This is a genomic window from Lacticaseibacillus camelliae DSM 22697 = JCM 13995 (assembly GCF_001311195.1).
GTDB lineage: Bacteria > Bacillota > Bacilli > Lactobacillales > Lactobacillaceae > Lacticaseibacillus > Lacticaseibacillus camelliae.
On record NZ_BBAJ01000019.1, the window covers coordinates 1 to 20,900 of the forward strand.

The following is a 20,900-nucleotide window of genomic DNA, read 5'->3' on the forward strand; positions in this document are numbered from 1 at the left end:
AAGGGTACGACTGGCGACAAAGGCACGACCGGCGACAATGGCTTACCAAGTAATGCTAGTCAAGTTGGTATACCTGCCGATGGTATTCGTGAGTACACGATTAGCGTCGTAGCAGAACCGGTTTACCAGGAGTCAGAGTCTAAAGACCCAACAGGTGATCCAACCGGCGATCCAACTGGGAATCCTAAAGGCGATCCAACCGGTGACCCAACTGGGAATCCTACAGGTGATCCAACCGGTGACCCAACTGGGAATCCTACAGGTGATCCAACAGGGGATCCAACTGGGAATCCTACAGGTGACCCAACTGGGAATCCTACAGGCGATCCAACAGGCGATCCAACAGGTGACCCAACAGGTGATCCAACTGGGAATCCTACAGGTGATCCAACAGGTGATTTGACAGGTACGCCGAATGTCTCGACACATGCTGTGCCGAGTGGAGATGCCTCTCGAGGGTCAGAGGGCAACTCAACAATCCTGACTGAGGGTCCTGCCTCACTTCCAGGCGTTGGTCAAAAAGAATCGTATGCACTTGGCAACGGGGGCATTTCCGGTTCACAGACTTTACCAAAGACTGGCGAAACAGAGAATGGAAACATTGTTCTTGCGGGTGTTGGCTTAACGGTTTTGGACGCTTTGGCAGCATTCGAGTTAGCCAAGAAACGCCGCAACGCAAAAGACGATAGGCTGTACTAAGTTTAATAAATGCGAGCCTTGAACAAGCTGGTTGCCTCGGTTAATCTGGGGTGGTCAGCTTGTTCTCTATGTATGGTGAAGAGGTAATTACAGATGAAAAAGGTTTCGATTATTATTCCTTATCATAGTGAAACATACGCGCAAATTAGGCGTGCTTTTGCCAGTGTCACAATGCAAGTAGGGGTTTCATTTAACGATATTGAGGTTTTGCTAGTGGGTGATGGCGTGGCCCCGTTACCCAATGCACTTTTTCCCTCCCCCAAAGATTTATTGGTGCGGCAGCTCAATTACGAACCAAGTCGCGGCGCAGGGGTAGCCCGGCAAGCAGGCATTGACCACACCACAGGGCGTTACATTATGTTTATCGACGCTGACGATGAACTAATTGATGTGTTTGCGCTGAAGCATTTGATGGCGCCTATCTCGGTGCAAGATTATGACCTTGTGGTGGCGCGCTACACGAAGCAGCAACGAGGCCGCCAAGGCTTCAATTATGTGCTTTCTGCCAAACGTGACTGGAAGGCTGCGTACGGGAAGTTATACCAACGAGACTATCTCACACGCGTTGGGTTGCGATGGCACCCAGATTTACGTATTTTTGAGGATACCTATTTTGTCGGCTCTGCCTGCGAGCTTGCCCAGAATATCTATTATCTTGATCAATCGGTTTACGTCTGGTTATGGAATCCGAACTCAACAGTCCGTAAGAATGGCCACTCATTTGATCATCAATTGCACGTTTGGGCGCGCTCTAATCGCTACAGTTTGGCTGTACTACGTCAAAAAAAAGCCGAGCGTCTGGCCAAGAGACTTCTATCGCTATATGGCCGATTTGTATTACCGCCAGAACCAGCACACCCCTGCTGACCCAGTGAAATTTGCCGAGGAGCAGACCGCGTTACTAGTGGAAAACCGAACACTTTGGACTAATGAGGGAGAACAGCAAATACGTGATCTTGTTGCTCGTTTTCGGCAGCCTGGCGAATCGTACGCTGGGCAGTCCGCGGACGGCCTCGATGAGTATATGAAAGATCAGGATCATCTCCTGCGGGAAGCGTTCCTCCGTGAGGTGCAAAATGACTAGTCCATGGTTAAGTTTGATCATTCCATATAACTTGAATTATGGAACGGATTTTGAACGTGCACTGTCTTCTGTCTTTACACAGATAGGTGTAGACTTAAACCAACTCGAAGTAATCGCTGTCAATGATGGCGGGCCAGCGTTGAGTGAAGGTATCACGGAGCGGTGGCCGCTTCGTGAATATCTAATGACGGAGAGCAGGGGTGCCGGTGTTGCCCGCCAAACGGGGCTGAATCACGCCCATGGGGCATATGCAATGTTTTTGGATGCAGACGACATGCTGGCCAGCCCGATTGTTCTTCATGATTTTTTTAAGGCCAGTCGGGCGTCTCCGGACGTGATTGTCGCGCCGTTTTGGGGCGAGTCAAGGCTGGTGAGGGCGTAGACTATACGCTTCACGCCGCCTCCGACCACTCGGCGGTGTACGCTAAAGCATTTCGCATGGGTTATTTGAAAAGAATAGGCTTAACCTTTCACCCTTCGCTTCGAGTTTACGAAGATGTTTACTTTACTAGCCTGGCTTTGGATTTGACTACTAGCATCACTCGGTTGACTCGGCCGGCATATGTCTGGCGCTTAAATTGGCAATCTACAGGCCGCCGAGATCATTTTTCGATGGCATTCAATGATGCCGCATGGCTGCAATCTGGACGCTATCGGCTTCAGTTCATACAGTCCCATGCGGCTGATCGCTGGGGACATGACTTCTATGAGCTGATCAGCGGCCTTTATGTCCACGCAAAAAAGTATCCGCCGAGTGATTTAGCTGCGTTGAAGGATGAGGTGCGCAAGTTGATGGCAGAGAATCGCCAGTGGTGGCAGCTTCATGATGCACATGCACTGGTCCGCCGCCTTGCAATCGATAAGGCACAAGCACAGAACCTTAAATCATCTGATATTGACGATTATCTAGACTTTTTGGAGGAGCAGACATGAACAAGACGTTGAGCATCATCATTGCCATCGAATCAGCGAATGTAGAGGACCTAGTGGTACCACTTTCGTCGATCAACAATCAGCTGGGCGTAGATTTTAGCCAAGTTGAGGTCCTACTGATTGATAACGGTCGCTATCAGCTAGATGATTTGGAGCCCCTGCGCGTCTTCAATCACCTAAAGTTTCGGTACATTAAACCGGCGAAAATCTGGTCCTGGCCATTTGCTTTTGAGCAGGGCGTGATGCTGGCTACGGGCACTTATGTGGCCTTCATGGGGCCTAATATGCAGTTCAATTCGATTGATGTACTCCAACAGTTCTTTGCCACGCGTCGGCGCATCCTGAAGCCAGGTGGTCTCTGGACTGTTGATGCACCAGGAAATGAACCCAGATCGCAGCTTTAGCTATCGGGTCGAGTCTGCCTCACACTTTCTGGGTGGTCGCTTCATCAACCGCGCATTGATGATGCAAAGTCAGATCAAATTTGAAGACTTTGGCGCGTACACTGAGACACTCGTTGCGCAGCTGATCGATGCCGTCGCCCAATCGGCACTAAGCTTGGACAGCGCGGTGACTGTGCAGTTTCTTGGCCGAACGGTTTCGGATGTAGTGTTGCACCCGGCTCCTGAAAAACTGCAGCTGGATTGGATTCGTATGATGACGCGCTACTTGTTCAGATTGCGAACGCTTGCGCCAGAGCATTATATTCAGGCCCTTGCCACTACCATCGTTCGTTTCTATTCTCAGGCCGGACATGATTCAGCATGGTGGCGCAGATGGCTGAACTAACCGCTCAGAATGCCCCTGAATGGCCGCAAGTGCTTGCTTTCGTCAACAAACAGCGCGACCAGGATCAAGCGCCGGCAGCACCCTGGAACGCCGAACCATCAGCCTTTTCGAATTACTTGCAGCGGGTGTCGCCTTTAAGGGCATAGACTGAAACAAAAAAACAGCCACATTGCCTGGAGGCAACGGAACGATAGGCAATTATATCCTGGAGGGTCGTATGTTCTACTTTATTGGTAACACGCTGGGTACTCAGATCACTGGGATAGAAAGCGCTCAGCTCAAAAGACTGAAACTTTTTGCTCAATTTGGCGAGCGGCAAAACTTGTCACTGCAGACAGGCAGATGAATCGTGCAGAAACGGCGGTAAAATATGGCCTAAACGCCTCTAGTTACGTGAATTTGCTCGACTTTGTTTGTGGAATCCCCTTTGACTACCATGCACGCGTCACGTTGGCCAGTTTGGGGGTGGCTTCCCCTCATGTCCGTCGCAGGCTGAGTCCCAACGAGGTCGACTATTACGATGGTAATCAACTGGTGGAAACCATTTATCACAAATCACTGTCGGAACAGGTTCAACTGATCCGCTATTACGATGCCAAAGGACGCTACCGCATCGAAGAAGAATTTGATTCAAGAGGATTCGTTGGGGTTCGCCGCTTTTACGATGAGAACCAGCAGATGACTCACCGTGATTATCTTTCGCCGGCTGGGCGATTGTGTTTACGTGTGTTCATAAGTAATTCCCGGGATTCGTCTATTGCGGCCATTCAGGTCTTTGAACCGGACGGACGACTCATTCAACTCAGCGGGGAACAGACGCTGCGACGTTACTTTTTCGACAAGCTCAATCTGACAACAGAACGAAATGTTTTTGTCTCTGACCGAACGCGAAAGAATGGGTGGGCGTTGGAGCACATGACGACCAATGCGTTCAAGCTTTTTCACCTGCATAATGTGCATGCCCAAAATCTTCGCAGTGACCCGGCCTCCACGCGCTGGAATGAAAGTTACCGTCAAGCACTCAACAATTTAGATTTATGGCAAGGCGGCATCGTGTTGACTGATCAGCAACTGGCCGATGTGACCCGCACTTTGCCAAGATCTAAATTCTTCAAGGTTCCGGCCGTGGTGATTACCCAAGAAAGATTGAGTGCTCCGCATGTTTCGTTGAAGCAGCGGACCCCTGGCAAGATCGTTGCGGTGGCGAGAATTGATCGGCAGAAAAATCTCGAGGAATTGGTGCAGATTATTGCGCTGATTCATCAACAGCGGGCGGATGTCACCTTGGATATCTGGGGCTTGGTTCAAGACCGAGACTATCAAGCGAAAATCGAGTTTTTGATTCAACAATTGCACTTGACGCAGGTCGTCAAAATGCGGGGGTTCTCAGATAATATTGGGCAGGCCTATGACCAAGCGCAGCTGATGATTCTCACAAGCCGGGTTGAGGGGACGGTACTGGCTCTGGCGGAGGCACAATCACACGGCGTTCCTGTTATCTCATACGATTTCAAGTACGGGCCGCGTGAGTTTATTATCCCCGGAGAAAATGGTGCCATTGTCCCAGTGGGGGCCCGTCAAAATGCCGCTGAGCTGGCCCTGACGTGGCTCAACGACGCGGCAACTTGGCAGCAATATTCTGAGGGGGCCTACCGGGATTCTCGGCGTTATGATGCTGAGACGGTATTTGGCTACTGGCGGCACGTGAAAACACAATCCGCAATCTTTTACGGAAAGGAATAAGGCCGAGAGATGGATTATTTTGTCGAAACGACGCTCGATTCACCAGCTGAGCCAAGCGAGAAGGCTGCATTGGCGCGCCTTGATGTTTTCAACGCCTTGCACCGGTACGCTAGGCTTTACCTGACTGACTATTCCCCTGTTTGGGCTGGTATTGTGCCCGACAGTCAACGCAATCGCGTGACGGGGTTGTTCGATCAGGTCCAGCAGGCCGCTGCAGTCGCACCCAGACTGTTTTCCTTGCAGAACCTGGATGGCGTGCTCGGTCTTTATGATCGGCGGACTGCTTCGGCACAAAGACGTCTATATGAGTATACGGATGGCGATAGGGTGATTGCCGGCGTGCATCTTTTTGAAAATGGCGGTGTGGACACAGTGACTTTTGTGGGGACTGGCGGGGCCACACTGGAAGTTGATCAGTACGATGCCCGTGGTTTTCTATCGCGCCGACAGGTTCGTTATGCCAATCGGCTGGTAGCTGAAGAGTATCTCACTCCGCACGGTGAGGTGAGACTCGAGCTCACTTATGGCGCTACGGGTAGAGTTGAATTGGTCCGCGAGCCTGACAGTGGGGAGACTTTTTCAACCTTCCGAACCTGGCAGCGCCATCGCTGCGAGCAGGCGCTACGGAGCGCAGAAAACATAGTGTCTAGTGAGCAGATCGCGCTTGATTTGTTAAAGAATATTTCAGTGCGGAAGTTCTATTACCAGCCGGGGCAACTTGGCTGGGTTCGAAAGAGCCCTAGCCAGGCAAAAAGTCGCGTGGTCATTGACGAGTTCAGTGAGGAGCAGGAAACCATTATAACCGAGTGGGCGAAGGCACTTGGGTAATCGTCAAGAATCACGCGAGGGCTTTGGTGAGTTGGCCCAAGATGTTGTGAATGAAATGGGTTACTGCTTCATTGGGCATTTGTTGTCCGGACTATCAGTTAGGTGTTCCAGCAATTGGAGGTCACGCGAATGGTTGCGTATTTTGTCACCGGTATCTTGAAGAATCCCCCTTCAGCCCTTGACGAGGTGCTGTATGAACGGGTCAAAGTCTTTTCCAGTCTGGGCATTCAGGCAAAAATCGTCGCGGTTGGGTATGCCCCTGAATGGCTAGAGGCAGCGCAGACCTGTGGGGTCGCCGAAGGGCAGGTCATTGCGGTCTTTGATCGGCTGCAGGAGGTAGGAAATCTGCCAATTCAGCCCCTGCGGCTCGCTGATTATCATGAGTTGGATGATGCCGATCGGCAAGCACGTGATGGTCGATTGACGTATCTAAAGGATGGTCGGCGGTACGCAACGGTCGACCTCGGCGACGGTGACGAGGTTCGCGTAGTGAATTTCTATGACGCTGCCGATCAAGTTGAACGGTCTGAGATTTATGATCCACGAGGTTTAAGAGCCAAGTCCTGCGGTATACCAGCAAACGGTTGGACGAAGTAGACTATCTGACGCCGGCAGGCAACATTGCAATCGTTCAGGAATTCGGGGAGATTGTGCGCACCAGCGTTTTGGCTAGGCAACAAAGTTATGATAGTTTCGATGATTTTGCGACTGCCATGTTAATGGCATTTGTCCGCTCGGGAGACTTGGTTGTGGCCGAGCAGCCTGAGTATCAGGCCATTGTTGCGCAGCTACCGGTGACGATCCAACGTGGTTATGATTTAGCGGATGCTGCGATGGCGGTTACGCCACAGCCGACGGATCTAGTGTTAACGCGACAATTCCGACCAAACTTTCCGCAGGCCAAAGTGTTTGATGAAGGGGCGGCCGACGCACAGCTTCAAAAAGGCTGGCGGCGGTTGCTGACTGGACTCGGTATTTTGGCCAGTCAGTGATGGCGGCGATCGGCCGGGCTGTTGACCAGGCACGCTCGTTATTTGTGGGCGTGGTGCCATGCGCGTTTGCGTCTGACTAACAGGCGCAGGGGGAAAACGCGACTTGGCACAGTATTTCAAAATAGTGCAGTATTTATAAACAGGGCATTGGTGGGGAGTAAATCATGAGAGTGACGAAAAATGTGCTTGCGCGCACAGGCCTGTACGCGCTGGTAGCCTTGATCGCGGCGGGAATCGCAATTATCGGGTTAAAGTTGAATGGAATTGCACCTTTTGGGCCGCATACGATTCTGCGAATGGACATGAATCAGCAGTACGTCAGCTATTTCAGTTACCTGAAGCGCAATTTTGGCGACTGGCAGCATTTTCTGTACTCAAACAATATGACGCTTGGCGGCAACATGTTTGGGCTGATGACTTACTATCTGATGAGCCCATTTAATATCATTATTTTCATGTTTCCATACTCGCAGTTGCCGATTGCGCTCGCTTGGATCGCCGTGGCTAAAAATGCGGCCGCATCAGTGTCTATGCTTGTCTTAGTTCGTTACTTCATTCGCCGCTATCAGCTGCAGGTGGGTGTGCCACTGCAGATTTTACTGGCGATATCCTGGGGCTTTTCCGGCTGGATGCTGCACTTTTCAATGGATCTGATGTGGCAGGATACGGTCATTTTGCTGCCATTAGTGGTTCTCGGTGTGGAGCGCTACATTGAGCATACTCGCTGGGCATTCTACGCTGTGATGCTCGGTCTGTCTTTAATCATCAACTACTACATCGGCTACATGGTCGCGCTGTTCCTCGTTCACTATTTTATTCTCAGAATGGTGATTGAGTGGCGTATTCACAATTGGACGTTCAAGCGGATTATGTTGAAGTTAGGCTACTTTGGGGCAATTTCGCTCGTCACGGTCGGATTGGCCTGGGTCGTGATCTGGCCAACGCTGAAGACGCTGCAAGGGGTAAAAGGCACTCATCCCTACCATTTTAATTTCAATAATAGCTGGGTCCTCGATCGCCTCTTTAACAACTTTTTTAACATGACCTACACGAAGTACAGTTGGAACGCCTCTGCGCCGATGATATACACTGGCGTAATCGTGATGGGGTTACTGCTGGCTTTCCTGTGTGCCAAGCAGATACCAGGGGTGATCAGAGCAGCGACTGCTGGGATTCTCCTTCTATTAATTGCCGAGTCGTATTTTGATGGCACAAACGCTGCCTGGCATGGTTTTAACGAGCCAATTGGGTTTCTTCAGCGGTGGTCCTTTGTGTTTTCCTTCCTCTTCATTCTGATTGCGCTGTTTGTCTTAGGAATGATGCGACTGAGTAAGGTAGCCACGCGGCGTGTCTTCTTGGTCACTGTGCTCATCGGGGTCATGGTGGCGTTCAGGCAGCTAAGAATATTTGGCAAGATGGGAGATTACGGGTCTAATCAGTTTACTTCGTTGACGTTTACTTACAATGTCGGTGCAATGATTGCCGCGGCCTTAGCCTTGACACTCTATTTTTCTTTTCCTAAGTGGCGCCGCGTCACCGGATTGTTGGTTGCGGTCATTGGGCTGAGCGATCTGGCAGTGGCGACGGTGTGGAGCTATGGCCATCAGCAACCTTATTTCAACATGGCCAGGTATTCAACCGAGGTGCGTCACACGAATGCTGCGGTGGCGTGGATTCAAAAACATGATTCCAGTGACTTTTATCGTATGGAACTGAATTATCAACGTTCCCGGAGTGATCCAATGGAGTTCGGTTTCAATGGGCTGACTCATTTTAGTTCGAGCCAGCCCCGGGCAATCGACTATTTGATGCAGGAGATGGGTTATCTGCACAGCTCTCCTTGGACCTCCTATAATGGCGGTTCCACCCGGGCGGCTGACGATTTCTTCGGCATCAGGTATCTGGTTGAGGGCCCTTCAGGGGTCACCAACCGGGGCAGTAAGCTGGTGACTCAGGGACTGAAGAAACTTAAAACACTCAATGGGTATACGATCTACGAGAACCCCGCGGCGCAGCACATGGGCGTTGTGGCGCCGGATAAGACAACCCGCAAGCCTCGTGGTCGACTTACTTGTATATGGCCAATGCATACAATATCAGTTACGTCTATCGTGATATTACGGGAATCAAAGGCCTATATTTAAACCGCGGCGGGGTGAAAGAAACTGAGCGGAATCTAAAATCGCGGACTGTCGCGTTTACGATTCCTGGTGGAGGTATGAATCACCCGCTTTATCTTCAACTAGTGACTGATTCCCTTTACACGCTGTTGCCAGAGTCTGATCCTGATATTGATGTGTATGTGGATGGCCGGCGGGTCACCACGGATGGCACGGAAAATGAGAACGCGGTCATTCCGCTGGGCGCGTTTCCAGTCAATCAAACCTTAAAAGTGCAACTAAAGGTCCACGACTTTACGATGGTTGAGAAAAAAAAGGCGCATAAGAAAATCACGCATTTGCCTAAATATAACGTCAACGTGGGCTACGGCGAGGTATTTAAGGCTGTACAAAAAAAAGATGGCCACTCAGCCGGTAGCCATGCACCGGCTGACGACGACCCACTGGGATGGTTCCGTCACGGCTGCTGCCGCGCATCAATCGCTGATCATGACCCTGCCTTATGACACCGGGTGGCAGGTCACAGTCGACGGGAAGCCTGTGAAGGCACACAAGTACCTGGAAATGATGAAAATTAATCTGAATTCTGCAGGGAAACACCACGTCGACTTAGTTTATGATTTTCCTCAGTTGCGTCAGGGCCTGAAGGTTAGCCTGGCCGCTGGGGTCGGTCTGATTATTTTGCTGATCGTCCAGGCGTTCACGGTTTGGGGATGGCGTATCCGCAATCGGCGTTTGGAACGGGTGGCAGCAGCCAATGCGCCTTTGTTTGATCCACATCACTTCGATTATCGGTAGGAGGGCATCATGGGTATTTTTCATCAAAAATCAGCGTTCAAAGAGACCGCCAACTTTCCGGATTATTACTTTCTTGATCGCATCGCGCCGACTATTTCTGCCGACCGCGCGGCGCATCTGATGGCAGTGAAGGCAGTCCTTGGCGACAAACAGATTCCAGTCTTATCTGGCGGCTTAGATCCGCGGGCGGAGGATAATTTTGAGATTTATCGGGATAAAGGTCACTTTTTTTGCGGACAGCGCAGTGCACGAGAATTTTTTTTGCGGAACTGCATGGACACGCTCGCACTAAAGGGCTTGAGATGACCGCCCTACCGCTCAACGGTTACCTCGCGAGTTGGAGCCTTACGAGGATTATGGCGCGTAGTGCCACTGTGTATAATAATCGCCAAAATCAACCAGTTTATCGGGTTGACCGAGACGAGGCTGGGACGGTGACCGCCATCAATTATTACGCCGATGGGAAACCTGTCCGCGTTGACACGTACGATCACCACCACTGCCTGCTGATGTCCGAACAGTTCGGGGCCGTTGCTAATGCCACGCAGAGCGATGTGGCGGTGGATGCCGCAAGTGTCCACAGTCTTATGAGTCGGACCCTGTATTCCGAGGAAGGACGGCCTGTATTTTCGCAGACGTATTCACCGGCGCAGCTGTGGTTACTTGACGAACACGCCGTTCCAATTCGCCTTTTTAATACTGAAGCCGCGATGATGGCCTGGTGGCTCACCGACCATGTGGATAAGCACAATCGAATCTATCTGGCGGCGGATAACAGCATTTTTGATCAGCTTGCAGGGTATGACAAGCTCCGGGTGCACCTAGTCCCAATCGTTCAAGATCAAATCGAAATTTCCAAGTTGTCAGGAAGCCCATTTCCTGAAATCATCGTCAATGAGTTGTTAAAGCCCGACAGCTATGCGCAGTTTGCCGATAAAGTCACTACCATGCCCAGTTGGCGGGCGTTTAAGAAAAATCGTGGCTGGTCCGTCTTTCGAAGGTATTGAGATGTTTGGGTCATTTGGGGCGAACTCACACTGCGTATAGTCATCTGCGCAGTGTGAGTTTGGTATGTATATGAGCGGAATGGACGGGGCTCTGTAGTGCACATGAGCGCCCGCGTGGTTTTTGGCGCTGATGGTTTGCGATTAGCGATTCTGGAGAAGTAAGAGTAGGGGTGAGGAATATGGAGAGATTACTGCTTGCAGTGCCATGCTACAACGAAGCAGATAACGTTGAGGAATTATATCAGCGAGTGGTGACTGATATCGATTTTGCCGGATTGGGGCTGGCACACGAGGTCTTGTTTATCAATGATGGCAGCACGGATCAGACTGGTGAGATTATCAAAGCGTTGGCGCACAAACATGAGGACGTCTCGTATATATCGCTGTCCCGCAATTATGGGAAAGAGACGGCGATGGTGGCGGCCTTTGATTATTTTCATCACGATGCCATGATCATGATGGATGCGGACCTGCAGCACCCGCCGGTATTAGTTAACGATATGATCAAGCTTTGGCGATTGGGCTACGAGGATGTGTACGCAAAGCGTAATAAGCGTGAAGGTGAAAGTTGGTTCAAAATCAAGACTTCGCAGTGGTTCTATCGCCTGTTGGGGGCAATCTCCCGGACCCCGGTAACACCGGATGCCGGTGATTTTCGCTTGCTGGATAAAAAGGTGGTGGTAGCACTGAGGGCGCTTCGTGAATCGCAGCGGTACACCAAAGGTCTGTACAACGTGGTGGGGTTTCGCAAAGTCGCAATCGACTTTGACGCGGCGCCTCGGTTGCACGGCAAGTCGAAGTGGAGCCTCTTTAACTTGATCAATTTAGCATCTGAGGGGGTCACTTCTTATACGACCGCGCCACTTCGGTTGTCCACCTTTCTGGGTTTTATCGTGTCGGGCTTTGCATTTCTTTACATGATCTATTTATTTGTGAAGACCATTATTGTTGGCCCGACTCAGTCAGGGTTCCCTACCATCGTGATTTTGATTCTTTTCCTTGGTGGATGTATCTTGATTTCTAATGGGATTCTTGGCGAGTACTTGGCGCGAGTGTTCATGGAGTCGAAGAATCGGCCACTGTATTTTGTTGAAGAAAAGAAGACCAACGATGAGCAGCGGGACTCATCACGGTGATACTGGGCTCGGCGGTTTGATTGATGAGGATAGAGTGCGAGCAGATTTCAGCTAGACTAGGCGAGGAGAAATAAAGTGAAACACTTTGTATTACAAGGGCAAGCATGGCTCAAGAAGCGACGATTGTGGGACGTCGTGACCTATATTTTCTTTGGTGGGCTCACCACCGTAGTCAACATTGTGACGTTTGCTGTCGCGATTCATGCGGGTATGCATTGGTGGATCGCCAATTTTATTGCGTGGGTCTTATCAGTTGCTTTCGCGTTCGTGACCAATAAGCTCGGGGTTTTCAATTCCCATACAGCAAGCGTGCGAGAGCTGATTTGGGAGGCGACTAAGTTTGTCTTTGCGCGCGTGGTCAGTCTGGGCATCGATTACGGCTTTATGGCGCTGTTTATCACCTGGTTAAAACTTGGGGAAGGCCTTGCTAAAGTGCTGACGCAATTTGCAATTGTGGTCGCCAATTATGCGTTCAGTAAGTTCATTATTTTCAAAAATAAACCTGCGGCAAAGGCGTGAATTATCTCCAATCACGTGAGACTGAAAGTAAATTTTTGCTGAGAGCGTCCAACGAGTTAGTAACCTGAAAGTATCAGGCCCTTTTAGAAATCACCCTCAAATTGGTGTACAATGATTGTACTCACAACTGATTTACGGAGCTGAGTTGCTCCTAGGTTGCAGTTTCGAGAATCAACGAAAGAAGGCAATTCAATGCCAGCATTAACTATTGCAGGACGCACCTATTCGCAGTTGCCAATTCCAGAAAATTATCAGGTCGTGGAGGACCAGCTGGTGCCGCGTGATGGCGAAAGTGTCCACATGCGGCGTTACCAGCCGAAGGAGTTACCCCAAGAAGCGATTGGCCGCGAGCACATCACCGTGGTGTATCGCGACGATGGGTTCCTTTATACGTACAATGCGCTGACCCAGCCGCTGACTGGGGCGCTTCCCTGCTTGGACGCAGCGTGGGACCACGCGGAGAAAATCTGGCAGGATGTCAACCCGGACTACCGCCAGCAGCTGGAGCGCCTCCGCACGCTGGGAAATCAGACGCGAAGCTATACTAACGCTGCTGGTAAAAAGGTAACGATTCCGATTTTGTGGGCCAAGTACGCCAACAAAGTCGTTGAGGGCAGTTATGAATGGATCGGCCTTGGCCCGGGTAACACAGTAGTTGAGTTTGAGTGCCACAATCTGTGGGATTACGCCGCGGGCCGCGAGCAAACGGAAATGTGGTACTCTGACACTTGGATCCTTGCCCGGCGCGGCCTTGGTCCGCAGTTGCAGCCACCACTGGCGAAGGCCTAAGCACTTGTTATCATATTAGAATCAACAAAAGACAGCTGTTTTCCTGATTGGGGAAACCAGCTGTCTTTTTGTCTGACGCGTGCAATCAGTCGGTAACGACCAGCGACTTAATGGCTTCGCGCTTGTCCATGGCCTGGTAGGCGGCCTCGATCTCATCTAACTTGAACGATTTAGTGAAGACTTTGCCGGGGTGAATTGTGCCATCGAGAACTGCCTTCAGTAGGAATTCCTTGTCGTAAGTGGTGACCGAAGCAATCCCGCCAGTCACGGTGATATTCCGTGAGAAGACGGGCTTTAGATCCATCGCGGAGTTGTGCGGAATGCCGACGCGGCCAACGCGTGCGCCTGGCCGGCCAACCTTGAGGGCTGTGTCAACCGCCTGTTCGGTGCCGACACACTCCAAAACAGCATCGGCACCGACGCCGTTCGTGAGCGCCATGACTTTGGCCACGCCGTCGTCGCCGCGCTCAGGCACGATATCGGTGGCACCGAATTCAACGGCAAGCTTTTGGCGATCCTCGTGACGGCTCATGGCGATGATCCGCTTGGCGCCACGCATTTGCGCGGCGATGACGCCGCACAAGCCGACGGCGCCATCACCCACGACCACAACGGTGTCACCAGTGCCCACGGTGGCCATGCGCGCGGCGTGATAGCCGGTCGCCATGACGTCAGCCAGGCTGAGCAGTGACTTCAGCATGTCTTCGCTGTAGTCGCTTGGCTGGCTGGAATTTTGACCAACGCCCACTCACCGTGTTGATAGCGCATGTACTCGGCCTGGGCGCCTTCGCTGAAGTTATCTCGATAGCTGAGGCAATTTGCGTCAAAGCCTGCGCGGCAGGCGGCACAGTGACCGCAGCCGTGAGTGAACGGCGCAATCACGAAATCGCCGGGCGTCACTGTGGTGATGGCGCTGCCGACTGCCTCGACCACGCCAATTGCTTCGTGGCCACCGTTTTGTGAGTGCTCTGGCACTTTATCGAGGCCGCGGTAGTCCCATAGATCAGAGCCGCAGACGCAAGTGCGGACAATGTGTAAGATCACGTCATCTGGTGCCTGAACTTCTGGTTTTGCCACGTCCTCAATGGCTACGTGACCGGGTTTGATAAAAATTGCATCTTTCATCAGCAAATACCTCCATCTTTTGGGTGTTCAAAGAGGCAACACCACTTCACGCTTATTATGCGCGTTATTGTTGCAGACCGCTAAGTCAAAAATGCGCGCTGCGAGGTCATGATGCAGACTGTTATGACATGTTTTAGTAAAACATAGCGTGGCTTTTGCGCCCGTACGCCGTGAAAATGTCCGCTCCCAGCAGGTGACTATCAGTTGGATCAGTTGAGCACAAGCAAACAGCGACTGCCAGGCACCAGTTGCTGATGCTTAGCAGTCGCTGCAACCGTCGTAGTGCTAGTTTTTTTGTTGTTGGCCGGGGCTTTTGGCCGGTCAGTTCTTCCAGCGCCGCGTGCAGGCCGGCTTTTTGCTCGGCCGTGACAGTCGGGTAGGCCAAAGGCAAGGTGGCCAGGCGCGCGAGAATCAGTTTAGACACGATTAGCCGCCCAAACCACTTGTTGTCTGCGGGGATGATGTGCCAAGGGGCTTTTTTTGGTTGCCGTGCCGGCGATGGCTTCCTGATAGGCCTGCTGGTAGTCGTCCCAGTAGCGGCGTTCGCGAATGTCGGCTTCCGAGAACTTCCAGTTTTTGTCAGGCTGCTCGATCCGGTCGAGGAACCGCTTCTTCTGCTCGCCTTTGCTCATGTGCAGAAAGAACTTTTCAATCACGATGCCGTCGCGGCTGGCCATGCTTTCCATGTGGCGAATATCCTTGTAGCGCCGTTTCCAGAGTTTTGGGGTGACATCTGCGACAGTGTCGATGTGGGGCAAGTGTTCGAGCAGCAGATTCTCGGGGTGCACCCGGTCGACGAGGACTTCTTCGTAATGCGACCGGTTGAAAATGGTGATGTTGCCAGCCTGGGGAAAGGCGACCCGCGTGCGCCACAGGTAGTCGTGCGCCAGTTCCTCAGGGGTAGGCTGCTTGAAAGACACAACGGTGGTGCCCTGCGGGTTCACGCCGGACATGACGTGGCGAATCATGCCATCCTTGCCCGCGGCATCCAGTCCCTGAAAAATCAGCAGCAGGCTGTATCGCTTTTGTGCGTAGAGTTTGCTTTGCGCTTGTGCGAGGTCGTCAACGTTTTGGGCGATTTCGGTCTGGATTTCAGCTTCACTGAGCCCCTGCTCAGTCTTCGGGATATCGGTGTCCCAGTCCTGAATCCTAAAGGGGCCAGTGCCATCGTACGTAAAATGCGTCAAATCAAGTTTCATGTTTGCCTCCTGCATTACTTACCGTCAGTCATCTCCCTTATTATAACTGGCCGGGTATGTTGCATGCCCGGCCGGTCCTTGGCGAGGCGAAATTTTTGCCGTGCGGCTTGATCCGGGTTAAACTGCAACTGTCGCTTGGGAGCTGCCGCCTGAGCGGCTGATCGATTTTGTCATTTCTGTTCCACTCCTCTTCATATTTGAGCCGTCTCCGCTTGGGTCAGCGGAGGCGGCTTTTTAAATGCCTGAGTTGTCTGTTTTACTAAAAAAAGCGCGGAATATAGGCAGTAAACAAGTGTTCAAGAACCCGCCACAAGTCGGTAAGACAAGGGAGATATGCCGTGATAACGGCACGTAAAAGATTTCTCATTAAACTAAATTCCCAAAAATATTCTAGGTCCAGCCAATAATATTCTATGGTCCCGCGGCCCTGGCCCCTGTACACTGAGAATCAAGAAAGCGCATACAGGACGCGCTTAAAGGGAGGAAGTTACACCATGAAGAAGCAAAAAGCACTCGGAGCTTTGACTTTGGTTTTGGGGGCATCATTGCTGCTGGTCGCTTGCGGCTCTAAATCAGGCGGCGGCTCTGACAAGACGGTTGCAAACAAAGACAAACCAGTCGTCTTCTATAACCGGCAGCCATCGAACTCGAGCAACGGCAAACTGGATATGACGACCCTGAAGTTCAACAAAGACACGTACTATGTCGGCTTTGACGCCAAGCAAGGGGCCGAAGTTCAAGGCAAGATGGTCAAGGACTACATCACCAAGAATATTTCAACAATCGATCGCAATCATGATGGCATCATCGGGTATGTCCTCGCTATCGGCGACGTTGGCCACAACGACTCGATTGCCCGCACGCGCGGCGTTCGTGAGGCCTTAGGGACCGGCGTGAAGAAGAGCGGCGACATTAACTCTGCACCGGCCGGGATGAACACGGATGGCAAGTCCGGCATTGTTAAGGACAGCAAGCTGACCGTCGGCGGTAAGACATACACGATCCGCGAACTGGCTTCGCAGGAAATGAAGAATAACTCAGGCGCGACCTGGGATGCAGCGACCGCGGGTAACGCGATCGGGACCTGGTCCTCAAGTCTGGGCAACAAGATCGATGTTATCGCCTCTAATAACGACGGCATGGGCATGGCGATGTTCAACGCGTGGTCCAAGAAGAACAAAGTGCCAACCTTCGGCTACGATGCGAACTCTGACGCCGTTGCGGCGATTGGCGAAGGCTACGGCGGTACCGTTAGTCAGCACGCCGACGTGCAAGCTTACCTGACCCTGCGCGTGCTGCGCAACGCCCTGGACGGCGCCAAGAAGGGTGTCGGGATCGAAACAAAGGACAAGACGGGCAACGTTCTGGCCAAGGACACCTACGCATACCGCGCTAACGAGCGTTCCTACTACGCGATGAACGTGCCGGTCACAGCGGACAACTACAAGGATTTCATGAACCCAACCAAGACTTATCCGGATGCTTCCAAGCAGCTTTCGACCAAGACCTCACCGGAAAAGAAGGTATGGCTGGACATCTACAACTCTTCAGATAACTTCCTGGGTTCCACTTACCAGCCACTGCTGAAGAAGTACGCGAAACTGATGAACCTCAAAGTTGAATTTATCGGCGGCGACGGCCAGACCGAATCCAACATCACTAACCGGCTGGGCAACCCGAGCCAGTACGACGCCTTTGCGATCAACATGGTGAAGACTGACAACGGCTCCTCATACACGTCCATTCTGAGTCGGTAATTCCGCCTCTGCATCACTCGCAACTCCAGGGATCAGGGATCGCCCCGTGCTTCTCGCATTTCGGAGCCGCCCCGTTGCCTGGAGTTGTTTTATCAAAAAAATCAAGCAGGCGCTGGAAAGGAAGACGTATTATGCAGGATTCAACATTACTAACACCAGAAAAGCCAGTCATTGGCGATGATGTGATGCTGGCGATTCGTAACCTGAGCAAGTCATTTGGCCGCAACCGGGTCCTTCAACACATCGATATGGACGTGAAGAAGGGATCCGTGATGGGCCTGATGGGTGAAAACGGCGCCGGCAAGTCCACCATGATGAAGTGCCTTTTTGGGATCAAGACCCGGGATGAAGGCCAGTTTTACCTCGATGGTAAGGAGGTGTCCTTCGCCGGCCCCAAGGATGCCTTGGAAAACGGAATCGCGATGGTCCACCAGGAACTCAACCAGGCGCTGGACCGCAGCGTGCTCGACAATCTTTTTCTCGGGCGCTACCCAACGACCTCACTCGGGTGATCAACGAGGCGCAGATGCGGCGCGAAGCCACGGAGCTCTTCCGGCGGCTGGGGATGACGGTCAACCTGACGCAGCCCATGCGCAAAATGAGTGTGTCACAGCGGCAGATGGTCGAGATTGCCAAGGCGATTTCCTACCATTCAAAGGTGATCGTGCTCGATGAGCCGACTTCCTCGCTGATGGACCGCGAAGTGGAAAAGCTGTTCGACATGGTGCGGATGCTGAAGAACCAGGGCATCTCGATCATCTTCATCTCGCACAAAATGGACGAAGTGTTCCAGATCTGCGATGAGGTGTCTGTGCTGCGTGATGGGCACTTGGTCATGACCAAGAACACGAAGGATACCAACCTGAACGAACTGATCAAGGCCATGGTTGGCCGGCCGTTGGATAACCGGTTCCCGCCGGTCGACAACAAAGTCGGCGACACGATTCTGTCGGTCCAGCACCTATCGACCAAGTACGCGCCGTATCTGCAGGACATCTCGTTTGACGTGGGGCGCGGTGAGATCTTTGGCCTTTACGGCTTGGTCGGCGCCGGGCGCACGGAATTGCTCGAAACCATTTTCGGGGTGCGGACACGCGCGGCGGGTCGCGTGTACTTCAACGGCAAACTGTCTAACTTCAATTCGGCCAGAGACGCGATGGAGCATTGGTTCGCGATGATCACTGAGGAGCGCAAGGCCAACGGCTTGTTCCTGAAAGGCAGTTTGACCTTCAATACGACCATCACCAACTTGAACGCGTATCGCCGCGGGCCGGCGCTGTCGGACCCGAAAATGACCAAGGCCACTCAGCACGAGATCAAGGTCATGAACACCAAGACCATGGGTCCAGACGAACTGATCGCCAGTTTATCAGGCGGCAATCAGCAAAAGGTCATCGTCGGTAAATGGCTGGAACGTGCGCCGCAAGTGTTCATGATGGACGAGCCAACGCGTGGGATCGACGTCGGGGCGAAGTACGAAATCTACGAGCTGATCATCAAGATGGCCAAAGAAGGCAAGACAATCATCGTGGTTTCGTCAGAAATGCCCGAAATCCTAGGCATCACGAACCGGATCGGCGTTATGTCGGACGGTCGGCTGGCGGGGATCGTCGATACCAAGAAGACCAATCAGGAAGAGCTGCTGAGGCTCAGCGCGAAATACATGTAAGGGGGAGACACACATGGCAGAAGATAAAGTGCTAACCGCGCAGGCCGAAGCAGAACTGCGCAAGCCGATTGATGATGCGGTCGGCAAGATTCAGGCTGAAGTTAATGAGCTGCGCAAGGACGGGACGGACCAGGTCATCAGTCTGAACAGTCACATCGAGGCGGTCAAACGCGACAAGAGTCTGAGTAAGGCGGAGCGCGATGCCGCAATCGAAAAAGATAAGCAGGCACTGGTCGGGGCTAAGCAAATTGAGGCCAAGAACAAGGATCAGGTCAGCAAGCTGGTCTCAGAGGCCGAAAGTTACATCAAAGCGCACTTCGACAAAGAGTATTACCAGCCGTTGCCGCGAGCTGTGCCGAGGAAAAGGTCATCGCCAAAAAGGCTTATGATGAGCAAGTGGCCCGCTTGGAGCAGGAGCACAAAGCAACCGTCATCAAGCTTTCTGATCGCAGCGAGATCAAAGAGGAGAATTATGTTCATAAGAACAAACTCTTTGACGCGAAAGTGACCCTGCAGGCGCGCCAGAGTCAAATCAAAGACCGCCAGCACGAGGCGTTCAACTACCAGTATCACCTACTTGACCTGTTGCGGATGTCTAAGTTCACCTTCTCGGAAAACATGAAGCAGAAGTGGGAGAACTACAAGTACACGTTCAACCGCCGCGATTTCCTGCTGCGTAACGGCTTGTACTTCGCCATCATCATTGTGTTCATCATTTTGGCGATTATCACCCCAATCATCAAGGGGTCCTCGCTTTTGACCTACAACAACATCCTCAACATCCTGCAACAGGCGTCACCGCAGATGTTCTTGGCCCTTGGGGTCGCCGGCCTGATCTTACTTACCGGGACCGACCTTTCCATTGGGCGAATGGTCGGGATGGGCATGACGGCTTCTACCATCATCATGCACCAGGGCCCCAACACTGGGGAAGTCTTTGGCCACCTGTTTGATTTTTCGAAAATGGGACTGTGGTCACGGGTCATCTTGGCGTTGGTCGTCTGCATTGTCCTTTCGACGGTACTCAGCGCCATTGCTGGGTTCTTCACTGCGCGCTTTGGGATGCACCCCTTCATTTCAACCATGGCGAACACGCTGATCATCTTCGGCTTGGTTACCTACGCGACGAAAGGGGTGTCCTTCGGGGCGATTGATCCAGCCATTCCAAGCATGATTATTCCGCAGATTGGCGGCTTTCCATCAATCATTCTGTGGGCGATCGCGGCGATTGCCATTGTCTGGTTCATCTGGAACAAGACGCGCTTTGGTAAGAATCTGTACGCGGTTGGTGGCAACCCTGAAGCGGCTTCGGTTTCCGGGATTTCCGTCTTTGCCGTCACGCTTGGTGCCTTCGTTCTGGCCGGCATTCTCTACGGCTTCGGTTCTTGCTTGAATGCGCCGGATGGTCGGGTCAGGCTCTGCGGCTTATGGCCAGGCTGGGAAATGAACGCCATTGCCGCCTGCGTTGTCGGTGGGGTTTCCTTCACCGGTGGGATCGGCAAAATCTCCGGGGTCGTCGTCGGGGTCATCATCTTCACCGCGTTGACCTACGCGTTGACCATTCTGGGGATCGACACGAACCTGCAGTTCGTTTTTTTTCCGGGATTATTATTCTGGTCGCTGTCACCCTCGATTCTCTGAAGTATGTTCAGGAGAAATGACGATTGCACAGTCGTCTGGATGCGTCTCACAGAAAAGCCGCGGTTGCGGCTT

General features: G+C 52.2%; 23 protein-coding genes and 2 pseudogenes. 23 read left to right on the forward strand and 2 right to left on the reverse strand.

The genetic code is table 11. The annotated features are described in order from the left end of the window. The 18 genes from JCM13995_RS15735 to JCM13995_RS05195 all read left to right on the forward strand — a co-directional run. Positions 1–699 (forward strand): LPXTG cell wall anchor domain-containing protein (locus tag JCM13995_RS15735; RefSeq protein WP_225350728.1); only part of this gene is annotated, 699 nt, incomplete at its 5' end. Between the two features lie 93 nt (positions 700–792). After that, positions 793–1,566: a glycosyltransferase family 2 protein gene (locus JCM13995_RS05110; protein ID WP_054663171.1), complete on the forward strand. Its 774-nt coding sequence runs from the start codon at positions 793–795 to the stop codon at positions 1,564–1,566. Positions 1,567–1,775: 209 nt separating this feature from the next. Next, positions 1,776–2,165 carry a glycosyltransferase gene (locus JCM13995_RS05120; protein ID WP_054663176.1) on the forward strand — a complete coding sequence of 130 codons (390 nt, stop codon included), beginning with the start codon at positions 1,776–1,778 and terminating at the stop codon, positions 2,163–2,165. Between the two features lie 56 nt (positions 2,166–2,221). Further along, on the forward strand, positions 2,222–2,716 hold the full coding sequence (locus JCM13995_RS14340) for a hypothetical protein (protein WP_156314332.1): 495 nt from the start codon (positions 2,222–2,224) through the stop codon (positions 2,714–2,716). After that, complete coding sequence (locus tag JCM13995_RS05130) at positions 2,713–3,120, forward strand: hypothetical protein (RefSeq protein ID WP_054663182.1); 408 nt, start codon at positions 2,713–2,715, stop codon at positions 3,118–3,120. Before JCM13995_RS14340 ends, JCM13995_RS05130 begins: the two co-directional genes overlap by 4 nt. Beyond that, on the forward strand, positions 3,083–3,505 hold the full coding sequence (locus JCM13995_RS05135) for a hypothetical protein (protein ID WP_156314333.1): 423 nt from the start codon (positions 3,083–3,085) through the stop codon (positions 3,503–3,505). The genes JCM13995_RS05130 and JCM13995_RS05135 overlap by 38 nt, the downstream gene beginning before the upstream one ends. Before the next feature lie 342 nt (positions 3,506–3,847). Then, a complete protein-coding gene (locus tag JCM13995_RS05140) occupies positions 3,848–5,248 on the forward strand; it encodes a glycosyltransferase (RefSeq protein WP_054663188.1) in 1,401 nt (466 codons plus the stop codon). Between the two features lie 9 nt (positions 5,249–5,257). After that, entirely contained in the window at positions 5,258–6,076 is an 819-nt protein-coding gene (locus JCM13995_RS05145; RefSeq protein WP_054663191.1) for a hypothetical protein, read from the forward strand. A gap of 129 nt (positions 6,077–6,205) precedes the next feature. Next, a complete protein-coding gene (gene asp1 / locus JCM13995_RS05150) occupies positions 6,206–6,673 on the forward strand; it encodes an accessory Sec system glycosyltransferase Asp1 (RefSeq protein WP_054663194.1) in 468 nt (155 codons plus the stop codon). Further along, positions 6,661–7,068 (forward strand): hypothetical protein, encoded by a 408-nt coding sequence (locus JCM13995_RS05155; RefSeq protein WP_054663197.1) that lies wholly within the window; start codon positions 6,661–6,663, stop codon positions 7,066–7,068. Before asp1 ends, JCM13995_RS05155 begins: the two co-directional genes overlap by 13 nt. A 164-nt stretch (positions 7,069–7,232) precedes the next feature. Further along, positions 7,233–9,212, forward strand: coding sequence for a YfhO family protein (locus JCM13995_RS05160; RefSeq protein ID WP_054663200.1), 1,980 nt, complete (start codon positions 7,233–7,235; stop codon positions 9,210–9,212). Between the two features lie 11 nt (positions 9,213–9,223). Next, positions 9,224–9,694, forward strand: a complete 471-nt coding sequence (locus JCM13995_RS14900) for a hypothetical protein (protein WP_225350733.1) — start codon at positions 9,224–9,226, stop codon at positions 9,692–9,694. Continuing rightward, positions 9,609–9,986 carry a YfhO family protein gene (locus JCM13995_RS05170; RefSeq protein WP_162230913.1) on the forward strand — a complete coding sequence of 126 codons (378 nt, stop codon included), beginning with the start codon at positions 9,609–9,611 and terminating at the stop codon, positions 9,984–9,986. Before JCM13995_RS14900 ends, JCM13995_RS05170 begins: the two co-directional genes overlap by 86 nt. Positions 9,987–9,995: 9 nt before the next feature. Continuing rightward, entirely contained in the window at positions 9,996–10,292 is a 297-nt protein-coding gene (locus JCM13995_RS05175; protein WP_054663209.1) for a hypothetical protein, read from the forward strand. A 128-nt stretch (positions 10,293–10,420) separates the two neighbouring features. After that, a complete protein-coding gene (locus JCM13995_RS05180) occupies positions 10,421–10,993 on the forward strand; it encodes a hypothetical protein (RefSeq protein ID WP_156314335.1) in 573 nt (190 codons plus the stop codon). A gap of 179 nt (positions 10,994–11,172) precedes the next feature. Beyond that, the gene (locus JCM13995_RS05185) at positions 11,173–12,129 is read left to right on the forward strand and encodes a glycosyltransferase family 2 protein (RefSeq protein WP_054663216.1); all 957 of its coding nucleotides are present in this window, start codon (positions 11,173–11,175) and stop codon (positions 12,127–12,129) included. Between the two features lie 75 nt (positions 12,130–12,204). Beyond that, on the forward strand, positions 12,205–12,648 hold the full coding sequence (locus JCM13995_RS05190; protein ID WP_054663220.1) for a GtrA family protein: 444 nt from the start codon (positions 12,205–12,207) through the stop codon (positions 12,646–12,648). Positions 12,649–12,840: 192 nt separating this feature from the next. Then, a complete protein-coding gene (locus tag JCM13995_RS05195; protein ID WP_054663223.1) occupies positions 12,841–13,437 on the forward strand; it encodes a hypothetical protein in 597 nt (198 codons plus the stop codon). Between the two features lie 85 nt (positions 13,438–13,522). Here the strand turns inward: JCM13995_RS05195 and JCM13995_RS05200 are convergent. Together JCM13995_RS05200 and JCM13995_RS05205 are read right to left on the reverse strand one after the other, a co-directional pair. Beyond that, positions 13,523–14,562: pseudogene (locus JCM13995_RS05200) on the reverse strand (zinc-binding dehydrogenase). Positions 14,563–14,884: 322 nt separating this feature from the next. After that, positions 14,885–15,761 (reverse strand): annotated as a pseudogene (locus JCM13995_RS05205) (polyphosphate kinase 2 family protein); the annotation flags it as partial. Positions 15,762–16,255: 494 nt separating this feature from the next. Between JCM13995_RS05205 and JCM13995_RS05210 the strand changes: the two are divergent. From JCM13995_RS05210 to JCM13995_RS05220, 5 genes are all read left to right on the forward strand, one after another. Then, positions 16,256–17,518: a substrate-binding domain-containing protein gene (locus tag JCM13995_RS05210; RefSeq protein ID WP_054663226.1), complete on the forward strand. Its 1,263-nt coding sequence runs from the start codon at positions 16,256–16,258 to the stop codon at positions 17,516–17,518. 131 nt (positions 17,519–17,649) lie between these two features. Continuing rightward, positions 17,650–18,030: an ATP-binding cassette domain-containing protein gene (locus tag JCM13995_RS16770; protein WP_263849573.1), complete on the forward strand. Its 381-nt coding sequence runs from the start codon at positions 17,650–17,652 to the stop codon at positions 18,028–18,030. Continuing rightward, a complete protein-coding gene (locus JCM13995_RS15750) occupies positions 18,027–19,187 on the forward strand; it encodes a sugar ABC transporter ATP-binding protein (RefSeq protein WP_439645201.1) in 1,161 nt (386 codons plus the stop codon). The genes JCM13995_RS16770 and JCM13995_RS15750 overlap by 4 nt, the downstream gene beginning before the upstream one ends. A gap of 13 nt (positions 19,188–19,200) precedes the next feature. Continuing rightward, complete coding sequence (locus JCM13995_RS13705) at positions 19,201–19,695, forward strand: hypothetical protein (RefSeq protein WP_082397728.1); 495 nt, start codon at positions 19,201–19,203, stop codon at positions 19,693–19,695. After that, on the forward strand, positions 19,593–20,828 hold the full coding sequence (locus tag JCM13995_RS05220; protein WP_156314336.1) for an ABC transporter permease subunit: 1,236 nt from the start codon (positions 19,593–19,595) through the stop codon (positions 20,826–20,828). Before JCM13995_RS13705 ends, JCM13995_RS05220 begins: the two co-directional genes overlap by 103 nt. The last annotated feature ends 72 nt before the right edge of the window (positions 20,829–20,900 follow it).

What these genes read in the sequence shown, in the direction of transcription:
- JCM13995_RS14340 (WP_156314332.1), top strand. Translation starts at nt 2,222, where the DNA reads ATGGGTTATTTGAAAAGAATAGGCTTAACCTTTCACCCTTCGCTTCGA.
- JCM13995_RS05120 (WP_054663176.1), top strand. Translation starts at nt 1,776, where the DNA reads ATGACTAGTCCATGGTTAAGTTTGATCATTCCATATAACTTGAATTAT.
- JCM13995_RS05110 (WP_054663171.1), top strand. Translation starts at nt 793, where the DNA reads ATGAAAAAGGTTTCGATTATTATTCCTTATCATAGTGAAACATACGCG.
- JCM13995_RS05140 (WP_054663188.1), top strand. Translation starts at nt 3,848, where the DNA reads ATGAATCGTGCAGAAACGGCGGTAAAATATGGCCTAAACGCCTCTAGT.
- JCM13995_RS13705 (WP_082397728.1), top strand. Translation starts at nt 19,201, where the DNA reads ATGGCAGAAGATAAAGTGCTAACCGCGCAGGCCGAAGCAGAACTGCGC.
- JCM13995_RS05175 (WP_054663209.1), top strand. Translation starts at nt 9,996, where the DNA reads ATGGGTATTTTTCATCAAAAATCAGCGTTCAAAGAGACCGCCAACTTT.
- JCM13995_RS05170 (WP_162230913.1), top strand. Translation starts at nt 9,609, where the DNA reads ATGCACCGGCTGACGACGACCCACTGGGATGGTTCCGTCACGGCTGCT.
- JCM13995_RS05130 (WP_054663182.1), top strand. Translation starts at nt 2,713, where the DNA reads ATGAACAAGACGTTGAGCATCATCATTGCCATCGAATCAGCGAATGTA.
- JCM13995_RS05185 (WP_054663216.1), top strand. Translation starts at nt 11,173, where the DNA reads ATGGAGAGATTACTGCTTGCAGTGCCATGCTACAACGAAGCAGATAAC.
- JCM13995_RS05195 (WP_054663223.1), top strand. Translation starts at nt 12,841, where the DNA reads ATGCCAGCATTAACTATTGCAGGACGCACCTATTCGCAGTTGCCAATT.
- JCM13995_RS05160 (WP_054663200.1), top strand. Translation starts at nt 7,233, where the DNA reads ATGAGAGTGACGAAAAATGTGCTTGCGCGCACAGGCCTGTACGCGCTG.
- asp1 (WP_054663194.1), top strand. Translation starts at nt 6,206, where the DNA reads ATGGTTGCGTATTTTGTCACCGGTATCTTGAAGAATCCCCCTTCAGCC.
- JCM13995_RS05145 (WP_054663191.1), top strand. Translation starts at nt 5,258, where the DNA reads ATGGATTATTTTGTCGAAACGACGCTCGATTCACCAGCTGAGCCAAGC.
- JCM13995_RS16770 (WP_263849573.1), top strand. Translation starts at nt 17,650, where the DNA reads ATGCAGGATTCAACATTACTAACACCAGAAAAGCCAGTCATTGGCGAT.
- JCM13995_RS05210 (WP_054663226.1), top strand. Translation starts at nt 16,256, where the DNA reads ATGAAGAAGCAAAAAGCACTCGGAGCTTTGACTTTGGTTTTGGGGGCA.